The organism is Rhodoluna sp., assembly GCF_024639375.1.
Lineage (GTDB): Bacteria > Actinomycetota > Actinomycetes > Actinomycetales > Microbacteriaceae > Rhodoluna.
Genome location: NZ_JAHEIM010000014.1, coordinates 1 through 21,588, shown reverse-complemented (window position 1 = coordinate 21,588; position 21,588 = coordinate 1). Strand labels below are relative to the sequence as shown.

Below are 21,588 nucleotides of genomic sequence, written 5' to 3'. Positions count from 1 at the left end.
TGTGTTTGATTTCTGCCTTTTGGGCGAATACAGTTTCGATAGTTGCTCTAGTCAATCGAGGGGCACCGACATTTATCGAAAGGGCCAGCCATGAGTGACCTGCCTGAACTAGATGCCAAACGTCAAACCCGTCGTGCCAGCAGCTTGAGCCCAATGCAAGAACGCATCTTGCAGGCCATCCAGCGCTCAAAAGCAGACCGCGGTTATGTGCCCAGCATGCGTGAGATTGGCGAAGAGGTGGGTCTCTCGTCTACCGCCAGCGTTAGCCACCAGCTAAACCAACTTGAACTTGCCGGCTACATTAGCCGCGACCCGCAGCGCCCACGCACCATCGACGTTTTGATTGAACTCCCCGGATGGGAAGCGACCGGAGGCGAGGCCTCGGATAACCCAACCCCGATTGGCGACGCAGCAATGGTGCCGATGATTGGTCGCATTGCAGCCGGTGGCCCAATTACCGCCGAACAAAACGTTGAGGAGATTTTTCCACTGCCACGCCAATTGGTTGGCAAGGGAGATTTGTTCTTGCTCAAGGTTGTTGGCGAGTCAATGATTGATGCCGCTATTTGCGATGGTGACTGGGTCGTGGTTCGTCAGCAACAAACCGCCGAAAACGGTGACATCGTTGCTGCACTGCTAGAAGACGAAGCCACGGTTAAGACCTTCAAGCAACAAGACGGTCACACCTGGTTGTTGCCACGCAACTCTGCATTTGCACCTATCCCGGGTGATCACGCTGTGATCTTGGGCAAGGTTGTTGCAGTGCTTAGGTCTGTTTAAATAACTACGCGAAAGGCAGCGAGTTCAGCTGCTAGTTCTGGTTTCACCATTGCGCGCACGAATGTGCCGTTGTCGCGGTAATCCAAAACCATGATTCTGCTGTTCAAGTGCAAACGACTAACCAGGTCTCCCCTGTTATAGGGAATCAGCACCGCAATCTCCACGTTTGGCTCAGGTAACATCCGGGCGATGGTTTGCATGAGTTCATCCATGCCTTCGCCGGTGCGAGCCGAGACGGCAATCGAGTTTGGTTCCATTCCTCGCAACGCCATTCGATGCGTGTCATCAGCCAGATCAATTTTGTTGAACACGATCAATTCAGGAATGTCTCTGGCGCCAACTTCTCCGATTACATTACGCACGGTGGCAATTTGCCCAGATGGATCTGGGTGTGACGCATCGACCACGTGAACAATCAAATCGCTGTCGGCAATTTCTTCCAGCGTTGATCTAAAGGCCTCAACAAGTTGGTGCGGAAGATTACGCACGAAACCCACGGTGTCGGCAAGCGTGTAGTCGCGACCATCCGGAGTTTTTGCCTTGCGAACAGTTGGGTCAAGGGTTGCGAACAGCGCGTTCTGAACCAGCACACCGGCCTGGGTCATTTTATTGAGAAGCGAAGACTTGCCGGCGTTGGTGTAGCCAGCGATTGCAACTGCTGGCACCGCGTTGCGCTTGCGGTTGGCACGCTTGGTTTCGCGTGCAGGTTTCATGGCGACGATTTGCTTGCGCAACTTTGCCATGCGGGTGTTGATGCGACGACGGTCGAGTTCAATCTTGGTTTCACCAGGGCCGCGTGAACCCATACCCACACCACCGGCGGCCTGACCACCGGCCTGACGTGACATTGATTCACCCCAACCTCGCAGACGAGGCAAAAGATATTCGAGCTGAGCCAGTTCGACCTGAGCTTTACCCTCACGGCTCTTGGCGTGCTGCGCGAAAATGTCAAGAATCACTGCGGTACGGTCAATCACTTTGGCGTTGACCACATCTTCGAGGGCACGGCGTTGGCTCGGGGCCAACTCGGTGTCGGCGATCACGGTGTCGGCTCCGTAGGCAGCAACCATGGTCTTGAGCTCTTCAGCTTTACCTTTGCCAAGATACGTGGCCGGGTCTGGATGCGCACGGCGCTGCAACAAGCCGTCGAGCACGGTGGCGCCCGCGGTTTCGGCCAGGGCTGCAAGTTCACGAAGTGAGTTCTCGGCATCGAGCAAAGTGTTCTCGCCCCAGAGACCGATGAGAATCACTTTCTCGAGGCGCAACTGGCGATATTCAACATCGGTGATGTCTTGAAGTTCGGTTGATAAGCCGGCTACACGTCGAAGAGCCGAACGATCTTCAAGGTCAAATTGGTCGCCGTCGGATGATGAATGACCGTGGGTGTCATCAGAGCCAATGGCCGCCGCACCGCGACGCAAAATACGGTTGATTACCTCGTCGCCACGCGAGCTTCCGTGCTCATAGGTCGGCGCCTCATCCTCATCGAATTGGCGGTCGCTCATTCAAGTAACACTAGTTTGCTTATCTGTAATAAGGTGGCGCTATGCCTGCGGAACACTACTTTTCCGAAACTCCCGGCACAGAATTCAAAGCCAAAGAAATCTCCGTTGAGATTAATGGGCAGCAGGTTCTTGTAACCACTGCTGGGGGAATCTTTAGCCCTGATCACATCGACATGGGCACCCAAGTTCTATTGGCGCATCTCGAAGAAGCGCCACCAAGTGGCAATATTCTTGACATCGGATGTGGCTGGGGTCCGATTGCACTTTCACTCGCGGCTCATAGCCCAAAAGCAACAGTTTGGGCGATTGATGTTAATGAACGTTCACTTGAACTCACTGCAGCTAATGCCGCTCGACTTGGTTTGAAAAATGTGAAAACCTGCAAACCAGATGAAGTTCCTGAAGACATTGAATTCACCGGCATTTGGTCAAACCCACCGATTCGAGTTGGCAAGGATGTGCTGCACGAAATCTTGCTCACCTGGTTGCCGCGTTTGCGCGTGAGTGCAGACGCATACTTAGTGGTTCAAAAGAACCTCGGTGCCGATTCGTTGCACCGTTGGCTAGAAGCTGAATTGCCGACCGAGTTTTCAACTATTCGCGTTGACACAGCAAAGCAATTTCGAGTGCTTCGCGTTCGAAACAAAAATAGTTAGCGAACAACCGACTTCAAATTAGCCAAATCAATTTGACCGTCGTAAACCAATTCGGCTGGGCCACTAAGACCAACGTGTTCGCCGTCTTCGGTTGCAAACATGCGAACGCCCAGCACTCCACCCGGCACTCGAACTTGCCAAATGTTTGGAGCACCAGCACCCGCCCAGTGGCGAGTAGCCAGCGCTGCGGCGCAAATGCCAGTGCCACAAGAAAGTGTCTCGCCAACACCGCGTTCATAAACGCGCATATTGAAATAGCCCACACCGTCTTTAACCATTGGCTCTGCCGGAACAACAAACTCAACGTTTGCTCCGTTTTCTGGATGCGGTTCAATGCCTGGCGCCTCATAAAGTTCTAGCCCAGCTAATTCTTTTGACGAAGCCAAAGCAACTACAAAGTGTGGGTTGCCAACGTTGATGCCAACTCCCGGCCGCGCCACATCCAAGCCATCGCTGTGAATTAAGACCTCGCCACCGTCTAGCTTCCAGCGACCGATGTCGACGGCAAAACCAGACATATTGCGCTGCAGGTCTTTGACCCCAGCGCGGGTGCCAATCGAAAGCGTTTCGCCATCGGCAAGCTCAACAAGCCCTCGCTCAGTTAGATAACGAGCAAAAACTCGAGTTCCATTGCCACACATTTCTGCGGTGGTGCCATCGGCGTTGTAATAATCCATGAACCAAACTGCGGATGGCTCTTCGGCCAAAATGCGCTGCCCGTCAACGTGATTTTCTGACTTGATCACTCGGATGAAACCGTCAGCACCAATTCCAAAGTGACGATCACAGATTTTGGCAATCTGCTCGGTGGTCAGCGCAATCTCACCCTTTGGGTCAAGAATCAACACGAAATCGTTTCCGGTTCCGTGGCCCTTTGTGAATGAGATCAAGTTGGTCATAACCAAAGCCTAAATGCCAAGCCAGTTTGCAACCAGCGTTGACGCCTTTTGCTTGTGCTTTGGGTCTTGATAATCAAGCCAACTGATTCGTTGATCGCGGCGAAACCAAGACATTTGGCGACGAGCGTACTTCTGGGTTAGTCGCACGGTATCGGCGATTGCTTCATCCTGGGTAATTTCACCATCGAGTTGCGCAAGCGCCTGAGCGTAACCAATTGCCCGGCTCGATGTCTTGCCGCTTCGGATACCAAGCGGCTCAAGTTCGCGCACTTCGTCGAGCAAACCCTGTCGCCACATTTTGTGCACACGCTGTTCGAGACGTGCCACCAAATCTTCACGCGGCCCGTTGATCCCAATTTCAAAAACCGGCTGCCAGTCTTCAGGCACTTCTGGCAATGCGGCAGCGAAAGGTTCACCCGTGAGGGTAATGATTTCGATTGCTCGCACTGTGCGCCGGCCGTTCTCAGGAATGATTCTGCTAGCAGCGATTGGGTCTAATTCTTTTAGTTTGCGGTGCATCTCGTGCGGACCAAGTTCTTCAAGTTGAGTTTCTAGCTCCTGGCGCAAATCCGCATCGCGCTCTGGAAATTCAAAAAGGTTTAGCACGGCTGCAACATAAAGCATCGAACCACCAACCAAAATTGGGGTCACTCCCTTTGCCTGCAACTCTTCGATTTTTGGTCGGGCAACTTGCTGGTATTCGGCGGCAGTTGATTCGTCAGTAATTTCGAGCCAGTCGAGCAGATGGTGTTCAATGCCACGGCGCTCGGCAAGAGGCAATTTAGCCGTGCCGATATTCATGCCGCGATAAAACTGCATGGAGTCGCTGTTTAGAATTTCAGCTTTGCCACCGGCGCTGATTATCTGGTTGGCAATGTCGAGACCAAGGTCTGATTTGCCGGCACCGGTTGGACCGACCACTGCAATCAGTTTGGTCATCAGTTAGCAGATTTGGTTCGCAGTGTAGGTAGGCCGAGCGAGACTGCCCCTTTGGGCCCGTCAGTAGTTGGCACTGCACAGCTTGCAGCATCGGCAGCATCCCAAGCATCACCCGCACGAGTGCGTCGCATTGAGTAGGCGCTGGTGTCGTCGGCAAGCAAGTGATACGGCGCCGCATCGGTTACCAAAACATTCACAAGGTCACCTGGTCGAGGCGCGGGTTCGCCAGCCGGAATCTCAAAGTGAGCAAGGCGATTGTCACGGGTGCGGCCACTCATGCGGTTGGTTGCGCCATCTTTGCGACCCTCATTGGCAACCAGAACTTCAACAATGCTGCCGATCTGTTTTTTATTTTGCTGCCAGGCAATTTCGTTGGCCAGCACCATGAGGCGCTCGTAGCGATCTTGAACAATCTCTTTGGGAATCTGATCTGCATATTCGGCAGCCGGAGTGCCAGGGCGAATCGAGTATTGGTATGTGTAGGCAACTGAAAATTCACCCTCACTCATCACGCGCAAGGTGTCTTGAAAATCCTCCTCTGTTTCGCCTGGGAATCCAACGATGATGTCGGTGCTGATTGCCAGACCCGGGATTGCCTTGCGGGCGCGATCAAGAATGCCCAAGAACTTTTCACTGCGGTAGCTGCGCTTCATCGCCTTGAGAATTCGATCACTACCTGACTGCAGCGGCATGTGCAGCAAAGGCATCACGTTGTGCGTTTCTGCCATGGCGTGAATCACGTCATCGGTGAAGGCGGCAGGGTGCGGGCTGGTGAAACGCACTCGCTCAAGGCCCTCAATTTCGCCACAGGCTCGTAGCAATTTTGCGAATGCGCCTTTGTCGCCGAATTCAACACCGTAGGTGTTTACGTTTTGACCGATCAATGTGATCTCAACTACGCCATCGGCAACCAAAGCCTGAATCTCAGCAAGAATTTCACCTGGGCGACGATCGCGCTCTTTGCCACGCAGGCTTGGAACGATGCAAAAGGTGCAAGTGTTGTTGCAGCCAACCGAAATTGAAACCAAGCCCGCATAAGTGGAGTCACGCTTGGTTGGCAAGTCGCTTGGGAAAGTTTCTAGCGCTTCAAGAATTTCAATTTGAGCCTCGTTGTTGTGGCGGGCACGCTCTAGTAGCGCTGGCAAGGACCCAATGTTGTGAGTGCCAAAAACTACGTCAACCCAAGGTGCCTTCTTGATGATGAGGTCGCGGTCTTTTTGCGCCAGGCAACCACCAACAGCAATCTGAAGGTCTGGGTTTTCTCGCTTCTTTTCGCCCAGCATGCCCAAGTTACCGTAGAGCTTGTTGTCGGCGTTCTCACGAACTGCACAGGTGTTGAAAACCACCACATCTGAGTTGCCAGCTTCGCCAGCCACATAACCGGCACCTTCGAGCAAACCAGTCAGACGCTCTGAATCGTGAACGTTCATGGCACAGCCGTAGGTGCGAACCTCATAGCTGCGCGGCATGGTTTGGGTGTTGGTCATAAGAAGACCATTTTACCTTTGGGAGTTGCTATTGCTCTTGCGAGATTTGAACCTCGGCAAAGCGAATAGCCGGAAATACCACGCCTGATGAATAGCCCTTGCGCTGCAGGTAGCCCGCTAGGCGACGTTCACGCACCTCTTTGGTGAGATTAAGCATTTGGCGATAGCGCTTGACTGCCAGCTGCTGGGCCGCATTCAGCTCGTCTTCAGCAGTGATTGCCGATAGCGCCTGCTCCACGAAACCCTGAGCCACACCTTTTTCGTTGAGTTCACGCTTGATGGCAGATTTTGACAACCCTTTGATGTTTCGGCGACTCGAAACCAGCATTTCGGCGAATGCTTGATCGTCAATGAGGCCAACTTCGGTGAAGCGTTCGATTGCCTCTTCGGCGATCTCGGCCGGTATTTCTCGCTTTTCAAGGATTGTGCGCAATTGCGCCGATGACTTTGCCGAACGAGAAAGCTGGTGCAGCAAGACATTTCGGGCTCGCTGCGCCAGCTTCTCTGAATCGCTCATTAGGCGTTAGCGGCCTTTGCAGGTGCAGCCTTCTCGGCAGCCGTTGCCTTGGCGGCTACCGGCGCTTCAACTTCAGCTTCGTCGGCAGGAAGATCTGCCACGGCACGTGGAACACCGATGCCTAGCTTGGTCTTGATCTTCTTTTCGATTTCGTCGGCGATTGCTGGGTTGGCAATCAAGAAATTGCGAGAGTTCTCTTTGCCCTGGCCAAGCTGTTCGCCTTCGTAGGTGTACCAAGCTCCAGACTTCTTGACGATTTCGTGCTCGACGCCAAAGTCAATCAAGCTGCCCTCGCGTGAGATGCCAACACCGTAGATGATGTCGAATTCAGCTTGCTTGAATGGCGCTGCCATCTTGTTTTTGACAACCTTCACGCGGGTGCGGTTACCCACAGCCTCGGTGCCATCTTTCAAAGTTTCGATGCGGCGGATGTCTAGACGAACTGACGCGTAGAACTTAAGTGCCTTACCGCCGGCTGTGGTCTCTGGGCTACCAAAGAACACACCAATCTTTTCGCGAAGCTGGTTGATGAAGATCATTGTGGTGCCGGTGTTGTTAAGCGCACCGGTTAGCTTGCGAAGCGCCTGCGACATCAAACGAGCCTGCAGACCAACGTGCGAGTCACCCATTTCACCTTCGATTTCGGCACGCGGCACAAGTGCCGCAACCGAGTCGATAACGATGATGTCGATTGAGCCAGAGCGAATCAGCATGTCTGCGATTTCTAGTGCCTGTTCACCGGTGTCTGGTTGGCTAACCAAAAGTGCGTCGGTGTCTACGCCCAAGGCTTTTGCATATTCAGGGTCAAGCGCGTGCTCGGCATCGATAAACGCTGCGATGCCGCCATTGCGCTGAGCATTAGCAATAGCGTGAAGAGCAACTGTGGTCTTACCTGAAGATTCAGGACCGTAAACCTCGATGATGCGGCCCTTAGGCAGGCCGCCAATACCTAGAGCTACATCCAGAGCAATTGAACCGGTTTGGATTACTTCAACTGGTGCGCGCTCATCTGAACCAAGGCGCATAACTGAGCCCTTGCCAAATTGACGATCAATCTGAGCCAATGCGGTGTCTAGTGCTTTTTCGCGTTCTGACGGAGATGGCATTTGTTCCTCTGCTTTCTGAATCTCTAGTTATTGCTGACCATATTCGAGGCTGTCCACGTTGGACCCCCGGTCACACAAGTTGTTGATAACTGCCTCAACTACCTGTTGCCAATAACCTAACACCGTTCGAACAAAATTTCGATAGAAATATCTATCGGCGTGTCGAGTGTTCGTTGGTTTGTTCAGTCTGCTCTTTGCTTCTTTGGCGCCCGCTTGCCATTCCTGCGCTCTTTGGGCACTCCCTCGGCGTGGCAAATTGCCAACCAAATATCCTTGGGATCTTCGCCATCGGCCAGTGCCCGCTCGGCCGTGCGGTCGCCTAGCTCGCCCAACACCAGATCGCGAGTGATGACCTGGGCATATTCGGGCGTGAACTCATCGTGCATGAGTTGGGTGAATTGACTAAGGCGCACAGCCCGACTTTAGCGGGTTGTGGTTAGTGACTGCGCAGGCTGAAAACCAATAATTGCTGGGGATGTCGGCTGGCCGAACTGGGCCTCGAAATCGGCAGGAATTGTGTCTGGAATTTGGGCAGCCTCAGAAAGCTCTAGGCGATCTGCTACTTCGCGCATGATCACCGAAACCGGAACATCCAAAGCCTCTGCCACTGAGGCCAGAATCTCTGAAGATGCTTCTTTTTGGCCACGTTCTACTTCGCTTAGGTAGCCAAGAGCAACGCTGGCACGGCTGGCAACCTGACGCAGGGTGCGGCGCTTTTGCTGACGGAAGTCACGAAGCACGTCGCCGAGTTCTTGACGAACTAGCATTTGGGCCCCCTTCGATTGCCTTTAGTTGCAGTTAGCATAACCAATCTGACTGACAGTTACCTGCAAGTAAGGTGAACAGTTTCAATCGCAATATGCTTCCACAAGATGACTAATTGCTGCATTTACCGTGGCAATTCTGATCTCGTCGCGACTGCCTTCAAACTGATGGGCATAAACCACCTCGCCCACCTTAGGGCCTGAAATCGCGATATAAACGGTTCCAACCGCAATGCCATCCTGAGCATCGGGACCAGCCACGCCGGTGGTTGCCACGCCAATTACCGCAGATTCGTCGGTGCCGGTTTTGCTAGCCAGTTTGGCGCGAACTCCCCCGGCCATTTGGGCCGCAACCTCAGGGTCGACGGCTCCTTGGTTTTCTAGCAGCCCCGAGGCTACGCCGAGCAGCTCATGCTTCAGCGAGGTTTGATAGGCAACGATTGTGCCGAGCAAAACATTTGAAGCACCCGGCACAGATACGAAAGCAGATGAAAGCAATCCACCGGTGAGCGATTCGGCAATTGCCAATTTGAGACCCGCTTTTTGCAGTGAGGCAATTAGGCCGGCGGCATCCATAGTTTTAATCTTTCGCTTTTGAAGCTGCGACTAGGTATTGCAAACCGGTATACAAAGTGAGCGCAACGGTGAGCACCAAGAGAGTTGCTTCGATGTAGCCATACCAAGCTGGCAAGAGTGAATCGAACGGCGACATGAGCGCACCAACCGTGATGCTCTGCAGAATGGTCTTTAGTTTGCCGCCGCCAGATGCTGCAACTACACGTTTGCGAATTACAGCGAAGCGATAGGCGGTGATGCCGAGTTCGCGAACCAGGATGGCGGCAGTCGCCCACCAAGGCACTTCGTTCAAAACCGAAAGCGCAACCAGTGCGCCACCAATCAAAGCTTTGTCTGCAATTGGGTCAAGGATTTTGCCAAGGTTTGTGATGAGCCCGCGACGACGAGCAATTGCACCATCGAGGCTGTCAGTTGAAATTCCCAAAACAAAAACCGCGGTTGCGATCCAACGCGTGATTTGAAATTCACCCACCGGCTGGAATAGCAACCAGATGAAATAAGGAACCAGCAAAATTCGTGCGGTGGTAATTGCGTTTGGCAAGTTCCAAGGGCTGTTGGTTTGTGAGTTAGTCATTACTGGCGACCGGTCAGTTTCCAGGCGTCTTCGTCGCCATCTTCGTCGTCACCGAAACCGTTGCCACCGCTGATGACTGAGCGGTCAACGTTTTCGCGCGGAATGAAATCCTCAAAGTCACCGGCGGCAAGATTGCTGGTTGCTTCGTGGCCGGCATCGATAACTGCCGCGGCCTGCTGCACCGGAGCCGAAGCCTGAGAACCCGGCTCGCCGCGCAACTGCGCCAAAATTACCGGCAGGTCTTCGGGCTTCACCAAAACATCGCGGGCTTTTGAACCTTCACTGGGGCCAACAATTTCGCGAGACTCAAGCAAGTCCATCAAGCGACCAGCCTTGGCGAAACCAACACGCAACTTGCGCTGCAACATCGAAGTGGAACCAAACTGTGAACTGATGATTAGTTCGGCGGCTTGCAAAAGCACATCTAGGTCATCACCGATGTCGGCATCAACCATGTTCTTTTTAGCAACCGGTTCGTCAACATCCGAACGATAGTCCGGCTCCATCTGAGCCTTCACGTGATCAACAATCTTGTGCAATTCACTTTCGGCCAACCAGGCACCCTGCACACGCATTGGCTTGTTGGTGCCCATCGGTGAAAACAGCGCGTCACCCTGACCAATAAGTTTTTCGGCACCCGGCTGATCCAAGATCACACGCGAGTCGGTGACCGAGGTAACCGAGAAGGCTAGGCGACTAGGCACGTTGGCTTTGATCAAACCGGTGACAACATCTACGGATGGGCGCTGAGTAGCAAGCACCAGGTGAATACCCGAGGCACGCGCCAACTGAGTGATGCGCACGATTGAATCTTCAACGTCGCGAGGCGCAACAATCATTAGGTCGGCAAGCTCGTCAACAACAACCAGCAAGTATGGGTAAGGCTGCAACTTGCGCTGTGAGCCCTCAGGAACTTTTACTTCACCGGCAACAACTGCGCGGTTGAAATCATCGATGTGCTTGAAACCAAAGCTGGCCAAGTCGTCGTAACGCATGTCCATTTCTTTTACTACCCACTGCAATGCCTCGGCAGCTTTTTTAGCATTGGTAATAATCGGAGTGATCAAGTGTGGAACGCCTTGGTACGCGGCAAGCTCCACGCGCTTTGGGTCAATCAAAACCATGCGAACTTCGGCAGGCTTGGCGCGCATCAAAATTGAGGTGATCATCGAGTTGACGAAACTCGACTTACCGGCACCGGTTGCACCGGCAACCAAAAGGTGCGGCATCTTCGCAAGGTTGGCGATTACGAAGCCACCCTCAACGTCTTTGCCGATGCCGATGGTTAGTGGGTGCAGACTCTTGGCTGCAACCTCTGAGCGAAGCACATCACCAAGCGAAACAATTTCGCGGTCGGTGTTTGGAATTTCAATACCGATAAGCGACTTGCCTGGAATCGGTGCAAGGATGCGTACTTCATTGCTGGCCACCGCGTATGAAATGTTGCTTGCCAAACGGGTGACGGCCTCAACCTTTACACCCGGTGCAAGTTCAACCTCGTAGCGGGTGACCGTTGGGCCACGAGAGAAACCAACCACGGCCGCTTCAACACCAAACTCTTTGAACACACTGGTGATGGCGGCAACGATTTGATCGTTAGCTGCAGACTTTGCCTTTGGCGTTGTGCCAGGGGCCAAGATTGCCAGCGGTGGCATTAGGTAAGGGCGCTGGGCCTTTGGTGCCGCCGGGATAACTGGCGCGCTGGCCGCAGCCGGTGCTGCGGTTGGTGCAGCTGCCGGAATCTGAATTGGTTGAGTCTTGTCCATTGAATCAACCGAAGGCACCTCGGTTGGAATTGGATCGTTGAACAAAACATCCAAGTCATCGCCATCGGCTTCAAACAAAGAATTGCCCTCAACGATTGCGCTGTCGAAGGCCTGCTCATCGCTGGCCTTACCGCGACGCCACCATGGCACCTTGGTTCCGTCAAAAGCATCGAGAATTTCGTCGTCTTCAGCTTCGGCTTCTTCGGCAGCCTTGCGCTCTGCAGCTTCGCCAAACAGGTAGAGCGAAAGATCGCGAAGGCGTTCACCAATGCGAGTTGGTGCAGTCTTGGTCATAATCAGCAGCGAACCGATAGCAAAAAGCACTAGCACCGGGATGGTTCCCCAAACGGTGATGGTCTTCAAGAAAGCAACTGAGATCAACCAGCCGAACAAGCCGCCGGCCTTGTAAAGCCCGGCTGCATCGCTCGCCGGTTCAGGCTGCGGCGTTGGGCTTAGGGCCTGGAAAAATCCACTGATTGAAATGATGAAGAGAAAAAGCCCGATGCCAATTCGGCCGTTGTCGCGAATGGTTGACGGGTGACGCATTAGGTAGATGGCAAAAATCAACATCACCACTGGCAACGCGTATGAAACCAAGCCGAAAAGCAAGCCAAACGTCCACTGATTGAAAGTTTGAGCCATCGGGTTTTTGAAGAAGAACCAGTTGACGATTGCACCGGAGATGGAGAGCAAGAAGATAAAGAACGGCAGTCCATCGCGACGATCTTCTGGGCTCATCTTTTCTGGGCTTAGGGCACGAGCGCCAGCGCCAACAATGTGCGCGAAAGCCATGTAGATGGCAACGAGCAAAGAGCCGAAAACATTATTTTTGGCAGCCGGTGCCTTGGCCGTGTTTGCGCGTGCGCGAGGTGCTGAAGGCTTTTTTGCAGAAGGGCGCGAACTTGTAGCCCGCGGCGCGGGCTTGCGAGAGGTTGGTTTGCGCGCAGCCATGCGACAAAACTAACAGCCACCTAAGCCAGAACTGGTTAGGCTCGGCCGAGCTAGTGCTCGCGAATAACCACCGGAATGATCATCGGGCGGCGGCGGTGAGCTCGGTTTACCCAGGTTCCAATAGTGCGACGAATAACCTGCTGCAGCCCGTAGGTGTCTTTGACACCTTCGCTCACGGCTTGGGCCAAGGCGCGTTCAATCTGAGGCTTCACATCGTCAAACACGTGATCCTCTTCGGCAAAAGCTCGGGCACGAATTTCTGGCCCAACCACTACCCTGCCGTTTTCGTCGACCACGCAGAAAATCGAAATAAACCCCTCGGATGCCAATACGCGGCGATCCTTCAGGTCATCCTCAGTAATTTTGCCTACGGTTTTGCCATCGACATAAAGCAAGCCACATTCAACCGCGCCAACAACTTCGGCGATGCCGTTTTCAAGGTCAACGACCCAACCGTCTTCGGTAATCAAAACGCGTTCGTGCGGCACTCCGGTTTGTTCAGCAAGCTTTCCGTTGGCAATTAGGTGACGGTATTCACCGTGCACCGGCATCACGTTCTTTGGCTTCAAGATGTTGTAGCAGTAGAGCAATTCACCGGCAGCTGCGTGGCCCGAAACGTGCACCTTGGCGTTGCCCTTGTGAACCACGTTGGCACCAAGCTTGGTAAGACCGTCAATCACTCGATAAACCGCGTTTTCATTACCCGGGATAAGTGAGCTGGCCAAGATGACAGTGTCGCCGTCGCCAATTTCGATGTCGTGTTCAAGATTTGCCATGCGGGCAAGGACAGCCATTGGCTCACCCTGTGAACCGGTAGACATGTAAACCACTTTGTCTTCAGGCATGTTAGCGGCCTGCTTGAGGTCAACGAACATATCCGGGGTTGCTTTTAGGTAACCCATCTCGCTGGCGATCTCCATGTTGCGCACCATTGAGCGACCAACCAAGGCAACCTTGCGATCGTTTGCAACTGCTGCGTCAACCACCTGCTGAACGCGGTGCACGTGGCTAGAGAACGACGCGACCACCACTTTGCGCTTCGAACGCGAGATTACGTTTTCGATTACTGGGCCGATGTCTTTTTCAAGCGGAGTGAAACCAGGCACGTCGGCGTTGGTTGAGTCGCTCATGAAAAGGTCAAGGCCCTCTTCGCCAACGCGAGCAAACGCGCGAAGGTCGGTTAGGCGACCATCCAAAGGCAGTTGGTCCATTTTGAAGTCACCGGTGTGCAACACGGTGCCAGCAGTGGTTCGAATAACAACCGCAAGAGCATCTGGAATCGAGTGGTTTACTGCGATGAATTCAAGATTGAAACCAGCAAGTTTTTCTTTGCGGCCTTCGGCAACCACCATGCTGAACGGAGTGATGCGGTGCTCTTTGAGCTTGGCTTCAACAAACGCGAGGGTTAACGCAGAACCAATCAAAGGAATGTCATTCTTCATGCGCAGCAAATAAGGCACGCCGCCGATGTGGTCTTCGTGACCGTGGGTAAGCACGATGCCGATGATGTCGTCTAGTCGATCACGCAGGTATCCGAAGTCAGGAAGAATGACGTCGACACCCGGCTGGTGTTCTTCAGGAAACAGCACGCCACAGTCGACAATCAAAATTTTCTTGTCGATTTCAAACACGGTCATGTTTCGACCGATTTCGCCAATGCCACCAAGCGGAATAATTCTTAGAACTCCGGCGCGAAGTAGTGCCGGTTGTGGAAGCGTTTGAACCATACGGTTCTCCTAGCGAGTAGTGCCAGCCACCTTTGGCAGTGCGCCACCGGCGGCTGCGTTTCGGTCTGGGCGGAAGTTCTCAAAGCTCAAGCCAACAATGTCGCCAACGGCGTCGATTCCTTGCTCAATGCGGGCAGCTTCTGCGTCTTCTGGGCCAACCAATGGAAGGCGAACGCGAGGGCTGGAGATTAGTCCTAATGCATGCAGCACATACTTGCTTGCTACGGTGCCTGGAACGATGGTCATTAGTGCACGCTGCAAAGCTTCGAGTGAGTTGTGAACGCGAAGTGCCTCGTGAAAGTCATTGCGGTTGGTTGCATCAACCATTGCGCGGTAGGCGGCAGGTGCAACGTTTGCAGTCACGCCAATCAAACCGGTTGCACCAATTGATAGGTGCGGCAGAACGTTTGAGTCGTCGCCAGAGAAATAGAGCAATCCGGTTTCGTTCATGATTCGAGAAGCCTGAGCCAAATCACCCTTGGCATCTTTAACCGCCAGGATGTTCGGGTGCTTAGCCGCGCGAACAAAGGTGTCGTGTGCAATTGCGATGCCGGCACGGCCTGGGATGTCATAAAGAATCACTGGCAAGTCGGTTGCGTCGGCGATCATGCGGAAGTGGGTTAGCACACCAGCCTGAGTTGGCTTGTTGTAATAAGGGGTGACGATCATTACGCCGTCGGCACCTGCTTTTTCAGAAGCCTTGTAAAGCTGCATAGCGTGAGCGGTTTCGTTTGAGCCACCACCGGTGATGATTTTGGCGCGGCCGCCAGAAACTGACTTGCCCACTTCAACCAATTTGATTTTCTCAGCGTCGGTAAGGGTGCTGGTCTCGCCTGTTGTGCCAGTAACCACAACGCCATCTGCGCCATTTGAAATGACGTAGTCGATGTGCTTCTCGGTTGCAGCCCAATCGACTTCGCCGTCGGCGGTCATTGGGGTTACAAGGGCAACGAGTACTTGGCCAAATAGGTTCTTAGACATGGGATTAAGACTAGTGGGTTGCCTTATGGGGCAACTCGGCCGTTCTGGTTGAATGCATCATAGGTATAAGGCATAAGTTCAGCCCAGAACTCTTCCATCTTCTCGGCGCACATTTCAATTTCGCGCTGAGGGAATGACGGGAAGTGAGTGCCTTCGCGCTTGGTGCGCAGGCTCAAGAAATTCATAAGAGCGCGAGAGTTCATGGTGACATACATGCTCGAGTAGATATTTAGAGGCAACACAATGCGGGCAACTTCACGAGCAACGCCGGCCTCAAGCATGCGCTGGTATGACTCATAGGCTTGCTGCGAAGTGGTGCGAGTCTCTTGCTCAACCAAAGCAGTCTGCTCGGCAGTGCCAGGCAAAAATTCGTAGTGACCAGCCTTGCCAACCTGAATTAGGTTGCGGTCTGAACCAGGAACATAGAAAACCGGGTCAAGTTGCTTGTAGCGACCTGATTCTTCGTTGTAGCTGGCAATGCGGTGACGCATGAACTCGCGGAAAACGAAAATGGGCGCCTGAACATAGAAAGTCATTGAGTTGTGCTCAAACGGAGAACCGTGACGGTCGCGCATCAAGTAGTTGATTAGACCCTTTGACTTCTTTTCATCTTCTGACGCGTCAACGTGAGCCGCTGCTGCCTCAAGGGTTTGCTCACCCTGAGTTGAAACACGGGCGGCAAACAGAACGTCTGAGTCTGAAGCGCTTGAACGAACTAGTTCGACGGTAACGTCGCTGCGAAAAATGATGTCTGACACCCCTACAGCCTAGTCGGCTGGGCATGTAACACTTGGAAATGCGGATGCCTGCGCGGTTCGCGGGAGTTAACCTATTTGTCATGTCTCTTGAACTGCGCCTAGCCCTGATTTTCGGTGTGATTGCCCTAGCAACCGCCGCGGGTCTAATCTGGCGCGCTCGCACCGGTCGGGCCAAATTGGTGAGCTCAGGCGAAGTGATTGACCTGGCCGAAATTGGCGCCACCAAAGATGGCCAGCCGGTGACCTCATTCGGCAGCAAGGTGACTTTCTTACAGTTCTCAACCGAGATCTGCAGCCAATGTCGCCAAACCGCTCGACTATTTCACGAGCTTGAGCAAACCACCCCGGATGTGCTGCACATTGAGGTAGACATCACACACCGCATGGAGCTAGCCAAAAAGTTTCACATCATGCAAACCCCAACCACCTTGGTTCTTGATAAGCGCGGTCGCGTGACTTCAAGAATTGGTGGCGTTGCCCGCCCTCAAACCATTGCCGACGAACTAGGAAGTTTCTCTATCTAATGACAACCGCAACCAAAACCCCTGCTCAGATTGACCCTCGTGGCCCGCGCTTCGGCGCTGTGATCACCTCGACCCTGTTGCTAATCACAATTTTCTTGGCGCTTGATGCCGCTACCCTTTCGGCTGCCACCGGATTATTTGTTGCCATCTGGTTGCTGTTTGCGATTGGTGCCATCTTTGGAAACTCAAAGCACCCATACGGTTTGATCTTTAAGAAGTTTGTGCGCCCGCGTTTGGCAGCACCGAAAGAGCTCGAAGACCCTCGCCCACCACAGTTTGCTCAGGCAGTTGGTCTCTTTGTTGTGACTGTGGGTCTGGTGCTGGCGATCTTTGCTGTGCCATTTGCAGTGACAATCGCCGCCGCTGCCGCCTTCATCGCAGCATTCTTGAACGCCGCGTTTAATTTCTGCTTGGGATGCCAGATGTACCTAGGCTTCCAGCGAATTGGAATCATTCGCAAGTAAGCCCTTTTGTTTTTGCTGTCGCGCTAGTTTTTCGAAGCTAGCGCGATTGCTTTTCTCATGGCTGCACGAGCACGGCGACGATCACCACAGGCGTCATAGGCCAATCCGAGGTTGAACCAGTTATGCCAATCATCGGGTTGGCTCTCAGCGATCTGGCTATATTGAGCAAACACTGCGTCTGCCGAAGCTCGCACCGGGCGACCACTCGGACGCAATTCAAAATCAAAATGTGGCCATGCGTTTTCTGCCTCAACGCGTCGCTGCAATTTTTCTAACTGCAAACCGAATCGCAACTCGGCAAAGATGAGCCAAGCCGCCAAAACCGGAAACGCGGTAAGCAGTGCACCCATGGCTTTTGCAACTGGTGCATCATCGGTGAGCAAAATAATTGCGGTGTTGCCGAGTAAAGCAACATACATGATCAAAAGCGCCGACATCACGATGGCGCCGATTTTTGCTGGTGTCATTTAAGCCTTGGTGACCGAAGCGTCGACTACCGACTGAAGACCCACCAGCAAGCCGGTGCTTTCTGCGGCAACGCGCAAGGTGAGCATGATGCCGTGCGTATAAGCATTGATTGAATCCACCGAATGACTCACAGTGAGCACTTCACTGTTGCCACCAAAGTAAATGTCTTGCTTTGCTGAGACACCTGACAAACGAAGACTGTGCACTGGCACGCCAGCCACAACCTGGCCACGAGCTTCTTGCCCAACACCCGGGATGATTGGCTGCGTCAAGCCTTCGCGAGCTGCGGCAATCATCTCGGCGGTGCGCACTGCAGTGCCTGAAGGTGAATCGATTTTGCCGGCATGGTGTGCTTCAACGATTTCGATTGAGTCGAAGAATTTCGCTGCCTGTGCTGCAAAAGAACTGGCCAACATGGAACCGATAGAAAAGTTTGGAATAACTACTACGGCAGCCTTTGGATGCGCATCTAGCTTTGGCTTTAGCGCATCAAGTTGTTGCGCCGACCATCCGCTGGTGCCAACCACAATGCGCAAGTCGTTTTCGATCGCAAACTCAACCACGCGTTGGCTAACTTCAAACTTGGTGACATCAAAAACCACGTCGGCGCCCAAAACCTGCGATAGCTCACTCTTTGAATCAAGCGCGGCGTGCAGGGTGGTGTGCTGCGAAGCATCGATTAGGTCAAGCGCTAACTTGCCCATTCTTCCGGTGGCGCCGACTACGGCTACTTTGATGGTCATGTTGAAATCTTAGAGAAAGTCTTCGAAAACTGCTTCGGTGACGTCACCGACGGCAACAATCGAACGCTCGCGACCGGCAATATCCGCAGCCAGCTTCTGAATGTCATCCAAAGAAACGCGGTCGATGTGCATTAGCGACTCATCGAGGTCAAAGAATTCGCCGTTGACAATTTCAGCACTAATTAGGCGGTTCATGCGAGCCATTGTGCTCTCGTACTTCAACGCCAAGCTGCCCGAGATGTTGCCCTTAGCCAAAACTAATTCGTCTTCGCGAATGCCATCATTGGCAATCTTCTGTAGCTCTTCAATCATCAAACGTGTGACTTCTTTAGTCTTTGCCGGTGAGCAACCTGCATACAGACCAAAGTAAGCACCATCTGAATAACCCTGGTTGAAAGAGTAAACCGAGTAAGCGAGTCCGCGCTTTTCACGAATTTCTTGAAACATTCGCGAGCTCATTCCGCCACCTAGAACGGTGTTGAGAATGCCCATTACATAACGACGTTCATCATCGGCAACCAAACCCTGCATGCCAACCAAAACGTTGGCTTGCTGAATTGGACGGTGAATTACATTTAGTGCGCTGCCGCGACTGATTGCAGCCTGCTGCAAAATGCGACGCTCTACCGGCATGGCGGTTGCGTCAAGATTCCAACCGGCTTTTAACAGAGCCTTTTCAACCAAGGAAATTAGTTGGTTGTGCTCAACTCCACCGGCTGCAACGATCACCAAATCCTGTGGGCGGTAGTTATTTTGGTAGTGCTCCCAAACGGCATCACGAGTGACAGCGCTGATGGTTTCGTTGGTGCCGCCAATTGGTCGACCCAACGGGTGATCGCCTAGCACTGCCTGAGCAAACGCTTCGTGCGCAACATCCTGAGGGTCATCGTCATTCATGGCGAGTTCTTCAAGAATTACGGTGCGCTCGTTTTCAAATTCTTTTGCGTCAATGAGTGACGAGGTGAGCATGTCACCGATTACATCAACAGCAAGCGGCAAGGACTTGTCTTGAACGCGTGCGTAATAGCTGGTGTGCTCTTTGCCGGTTGAGGCGTTAGATGAGCCACCAACCGAGTCAAACGCAACTGCGATGTCTAGTGCGCTGCGAGTTTTGGTGCCCTTGAACAGCAGGTGCTCAAGAAAGTGGGTTGAGCCAAAGTGGCCGTTGGTTTCATCGCGCGAACCAACTGCAACCGAGAACGAAATTGAAACGCTTTGCGCGCCCGGCATGTGCTCGGTTAAAACGCGAACACCGCTCGGAAGGATAGTTCGGCGAACCGAACTACCTCCCGAAGCAGTGAACGACAGGTCACTCTGGTCGAGTGGAAACAGAATTTCTGACATTAATCTTCGTCTGAGTTGTCAGAGACTGCGCCCTCTTCACCTTCAACAACCGGTGCAAGTGAAAGCTTGCCTCGGTCGTCAATCTTGGTGATTTCAACCTGAAGACGCTGGCCAACCTCAAGAACGTCTTCAACGTTTTCAACGCGCTTGCCAGCCATCTTCTTTAGCTCAGAGATGTGAAGCAGACCGTCTTTGCCAGGGGTTAGCGAAACAAACGCACCAAAGGTGGCTAGCTTCACAACTGTGCCCAAGAAACGCTCGCCAATTTCAGGAACGTGTGGGTTGGCAATTGCGTTAACCGCAGCCTTTGCAGCCTCAGCTGAAGGGCCATCGGTTGCACCAATGTAAACGGTGCCATCGTCTTCAATCGAAATGTCAGCGCCAGTCTCTTCTTGAATCTGGTTGATCATCTTGCCCTTAGGGCCAATCACCTCACCGATCTTGTCAACTGGAATCTTCACAGCGATAACGCGTGGCGCAGTCGGAGCCATTTCATCTGGCTCTGAGATTGACTGAGCCATCACGTCAAGAATGGTTAGACGTGCTTCCTTAGCCTGGGTAAGTGCGCCAGCAAGAACTGATGCAGGAATACCGTCAAGCTTGGTGTCTAGCTGAATCGCAGTGATGAAGTCGCGAGTACCGGCAACCTTGAAGTCCATATCGCCAAGTGCGTCTTCTGCACCCAAGATGTCGGTGATTGCTGCGTACTGAATCTTGCCATCAACGGTATCTGAGATTAGTCCCATCGCGATGCCGGCAACCGGTGCGCGCAGTGGCACACCAGCGTTTAGCAATGCAAGAGTCGAAGCACAAACAGAACCCATTGAGGTTGAACCGTTTGAACCAAGAGCCTCAGATACCTGACGAATTGCGTATGGGAAGTCTTCACGCTTTGGAAGAACTGGAACCAACGCACGCTCTGCAAGAGCACCGTGACCAATTTCGCGACGCTTTGGAGTGCCAACGCGACCAACTTCACCAGTTGAGTAAGGCGGGAAGTTGTAGTTGTGCATGTAGCGCTTTGAAGTCACTGGGCTCAGTGAGTCAATCTGCTGTTCCATCTTCAACATGTTCAAGGTGGTGATACCCAAGATCTGAGTCTCACCGCGCTGGAAGATTGCTGAACCGTGAACGCGAGGAATAACTGCAACCTCTGCATCAAGTGTGCGAATGTCGCGAAGACCGCGACCATCAATGCGGATGCCTTCTTTAAGAACGCGGGTACGCATGATTTTCTTAGTCACTGACTTATAAGCAGCTGAGAACTGAGCCATCTGCTCTTCTGAAAGCGTTGCTTCCATCTTCTCTTTGGTAGTTGCCTTGAGTGCGTCGTCAGCATCCTGGCGAGCGACCTTGTCGGCAATCTGGTAAACCTTGGCAAGTTCTGCACCAGCAGCTGATTCAACTGCAGCGAAAACTTCATCGGTGTAAGGCAAGAAGGTTGGGTAGTCAGCAGTTGGCTTTGCAGCAACTGCAGCAAGGTCGGCCTGAGCCTTAACCAATGCCTTGATGAACGGCTTTGCAGCCTCAAGACCTTCTGAAACAACTTCTTCAGATGGAGCCTTGGCACCAGCTGCGATTAGGTCCATTGAGTTTTCTGAAGCTTCTGCTTCAACCATCATGATGGCAACGTCTTCGACGCCGTTCTCAACGATTACGCGACCAGCAACAACCATGTTGAACACTGCGCGCTCTAGCTGTGAGTGCTTAGGGAAACCAACCCACTGACCGTCGATAAGTGCAACACGCACACCACCGATTGGGCCAGAGAATGGCAAGCCTGCAAGCTGGGTTGACATTGAAGCTGCGTTAATTGCAACTACGTCATACATTTCGTCAGGCTCAATTGCCCAAACGGTAACTACAACCTGAATTTCGTTGCGAAGACCATCAACGAATGACGGGCGCAATGGGCGGTCGATCAAACGACAAGCAAGAATTGCCTCGGTTGATGGGCGACCTTCACGACGGAAGAAGCTGCCTGGGATGCGGCCTGCCGCATACATGCGCTCTTCAACGTCGATGGTTAGTGGGAAGAAGTCGAACTGGTCTTTTGGCT

The 21,588-nt window shown here is 53.0% G+C and carries 22 protein-coding genes; 4 read left to right on the top strand and 18 right to left on the bottom strand.

What is annotated here, in order from left to right; genetic code table 11:
• Window positions 1-90 precede the first annotated feature (90 nt).
• The gene (gene lexA / locus Q0L28_RS05920) at window positions 91-780 is read left to right on the top strand and encodes a transcriptional repressor LexA (RefSeq protein ID WP_296632908.1); all 690 of its coding nucleotides are present in this window, start codon (window positions 91-93) and stop codon (window positions 778-780) included.
• Here the strand turns inward: lexA and hflX are convergent.
• A complete protein-coding gene (gene hflX / locus Q0L28_RS05915) occupies window positions 777-2,285 on the bottom strand; it encodes a GTPase HflX (protein ID WP_296632904.1) in 1,509 nt (502 codons plus the stop codon). The two genes, lexA and hflX, sit on opposite strands and share 4 nt — an antisense overlap.
• 41 nt (window positions 2,286-2,326) lie before the next feature.
• Between hflX and Q0L28_RS05910 the strand changes: the two genes are divergently transcribed.
• A complete protein-coding gene (locus Q0L28_RS05910; RefSeq protein ID WP_296632902.1) occupies window positions 2,327-2,941 on the top strand; it encodes a methyltransferase in 615 nt (204 codons plus the stop codon).
• Here the strand turns inward: Q0L28_RS05910 and dapF are convergent.
• The 13 genes from dapF to thyX all read right to left on the bottom strand — a co-directional run bounded on the left by dapF (window position 2,938) and on the right by thyX (window position 15,986).
• A complete protein-coding gene (gene dapF, locus Q0L28_RS05905) occupies window positions 2,938-3,840 on the bottom strand; it encodes a diaminopimelate epimerase (protein WP_296632900.1) in 903 nt (300 codons plus the stop codon). The two genes, Q0L28_RS05910 and dapF, sit on opposite strands and share 4 nt — an antisense overlap.
• A gap of 9 nt (window positions 3,841-3,849) precedes the next feature.
• On the bottom strand, window positions 3,850-4,779 hold the full coding sequence (gene miaA / locus Q0L28_RS05900) for a tRNA (adenosine(37)-N6)-dimethylallyltransferase MiaA (protein ID WP_296632898.1): 930 nt from the start codon (window positions 4,777-4,779) through the stop codon (window positions 3,850-3,852).
• Entirely contained in the window at window positions 4,779-6,266 is a 1,488-nt protein-coding gene (miaB, locus tag Q0L28_RS05895) for a tRNA (N6-isopentenyl adenosine(37)-C2)-methylthiotransferase MiaB (RefSeq protein WP_296632895.1), read from the bottom strand. The genes miaA and miaB overlap by 1 nt, the downstream gene beginning before the upstream one ends.
• Before the next feature lie 28 nt (window positions 6,267-6,294).
• Entirely contained in the window at window positions 6,295-6,783 is a 489-nt protein-coding gene (locus Q0L28_RS05890) for a regulatory protein RecX (protein ID WP_296632892.1), read from the bottom strand.
• Window positions 6,783-7,889 carry a recombinase RecA gene (gene recA / locus Q0L28_RS05885; protein WP_296632890.1) on the bottom strand — a complete coding sequence of 369 codons (1,107 nt, stop codon included), beginning with the start codon at window positions 7,887-7,889 and terminating at the stop codon, window positions 6,783-6,785. The genes Q0L28_RS05890 and recA overlap by 1 nt, the downstream gene beginning before the upstream one ends.
• A 182-nt stretch (window positions 7,890-8,071) precedes the next feature.
• Complete coding sequence (locus Q0L28_RS05880; RefSeq protein WP_296632888.1) at window positions 8,072-8,302, bottom strand: DUF3046 domain-containing protein; 231 nt, start codon at window positions 8,300-8,302, stop codon at window positions 8,072-8,074.
• A gap of 9 nt (window positions 8,303-8,311) precedes the next feature.
• Window positions 8,312-8,656 carry a helix-turn-helix transcriptional regulator gene (locus Q0L28_RS05875; RefSeq protein ID WP_296632886.1) on the bottom strand — a complete coding sequence of 115 codons (345 nt, stop codon included), beginning with the start codon at window positions 8,654-8,656 and terminating at the stop codon, window positions 8,312-8,314.
• Between the two features lie 81 nt (window positions 8,657-8,737).
• On the bottom strand, window positions 8,738-9,229 hold the full coding sequence (locus Q0L28_RS05870; RefSeq protein ID WP_296632883.1) for a CinA family protein: 492 nt from the start codon (window positions 9,227-9,229) through the stop codon (window positions 8,738-8,740).
• Window positions 9,230-9,233: 4 nt separating this feature from the next.
• The gene (gene pgsA / locus Q0L28_RS05865) at window positions 9,234-9,803 is read right to left on the bottom strand and encodes a CDP-diacylglycerol--glycerol-3-phosphate 3-phosphatidyltransferase (protein WP_296632881.1); all 570 of its coding nucleotides are present in this window, start codon (window positions 9,801-9,803) and stop codon (window positions 9,234-9,236) included.
• Window positions 9,803-12,520 carry a DNA translocase FtsK gene (locus Q0L28_RS05860; protein WP_296632878.1) on the bottom strand — a complete coding sequence of 906 codons (2,718 nt, stop codon included), beginning with the start codon at window positions 12,518-12,520 and terminating at the stop codon, window positions 9,803-9,805. Before Q0L28_RS05860 ends, pgsA begins: the two co-directional genes overlap by 1 nt.
• A gap of 50 nt (window positions 12,521-12,570) precedes the next feature.
• Window positions 12,571-14,247 carry a ribonuclease J gene (locus Q0L28_RS05855; protein WP_296632877.1) on the bottom strand — a complete coding sequence of 559 codons (1,677 nt, stop codon included), beginning with the start codon at window positions 14,245-14,247 and terminating at the stop codon, window positions 12,571-12,573.
• A 9-nt stretch (window positions 14,248-14,256) separates the two neighbouring features.
• Window positions 14,257-15,228, bottom strand: coding sequence for a 4-hydroxy-tetrahydrodipicolinate synthase (gene dapA / locus Q0L28_RS05850; protein WP_296632874.1), 972 nt, complete (start codon window positions 15,226-15,228; stop codon window positions 14,257-14,259).
• A gap of 23 nt (window positions 15,229-15,251) precedes the next feature.
• A complete protein-coding gene (thyX, locus tag Q0L28_RS05845) occupies window positions 15,252-15,986 on the bottom strand; it encodes an FAD-dependent thymidylate synthase (protein ID WP_296632872.1) in 735 nt (244 codons plus the stop codon).
• 80 nt (window positions 15,987-16,066) lie between these two features.
• Here thyX and Q0L28_RS05840 point away from each other — a divergent pair, with 80 nt between their 5' ends.
• Together Q0L28_RS05840 and Q0L28_RS05835 are read left to right on the top strand one after the other, a co-directional pair.
• Window positions 16,067-16,510: a thioredoxin family protein gene (locus tag Q0L28_RS05840; RefSeq protein WP_296632871.1), complete on the top strand. Its 444-nt coding sequence runs from the start codon at window positions 16,067-16,069 to the stop codon at window positions 16,508-16,510.
• Window positions 16,510-16,974 carry a DUF4395 domain-containing protein gene (locus tag Q0L28_RS05835; RefSeq protein ID WP_296632868.1) on the top strand — a complete coding sequence of 155 codons (465 nt, stop codon included), beginning with the start codon at window positions 16,510-16,512 and terminating at the stop codon, window positions 16,972-16,974. Before Q0L28_RS05840 ends, Q0L28_RS05835 begins: the two co-directional genes overlap by 1 nt.
• A 23-nt stretch (window positions 16,975-16,997) precedes the next feature.
• Here the strand turns inward: Q0L28_RS05835 and Q0L28_RS05830 are convergent, their stop codons facing one another.
• From Q0L28_RS05830 to Q0L28_RS05815, 4 genes are all read right to left on the bottom strand, one after another.
• Window positions 16,998-17,441 carry a hypothetical protein gene (locus Q0L28_RS05830; protein WP_296632866.1) on the bottom strand — a complete coding sequence of 148 codons (444 nt, stop codon included), beginning with the start codon at window positions 17,439-17,441 and terminating at the stop codon, window positions 16,998-17,000.
• Window positions 17,442-18,185 (bottom strand): 4-hydroxy-tetrahydrodipicolinate reductase, encoded by a 744-nt coding sequence (gene dapB, locus Q0L28_RS05825; protein WP_296632864.1) that lies wholly within the window; start codon window positions 18,183-18,185, stop codon window positions 17,442-17,444.
• 9 nt (window positions 18,186-18,194) lie between these two features.
• Window positions 18,195-19,529 (bottom strand): pitrilysin family protein, encoded by a 1,335-nt coding sequence (locus tag Q0L28_RS05820; RefSeq protein WP_296632862.1) that lies wholly within the window; start codon window positions 19,527-19,529, stop codon window positions 18,195-18,197.
• Window positions 19,529-21,588: polyribonucleotide nucleotidyltransferase (locus Q0L28_RS05815; RefSeq protein ID WP_296632860.1), on the bottom strand; the 2,060-nt coding region annotated here is incomplete at its 5' end. The genes Q0L28_RS05815 and Q0L28_RS05820, both read right to left, overlap by 1 nt.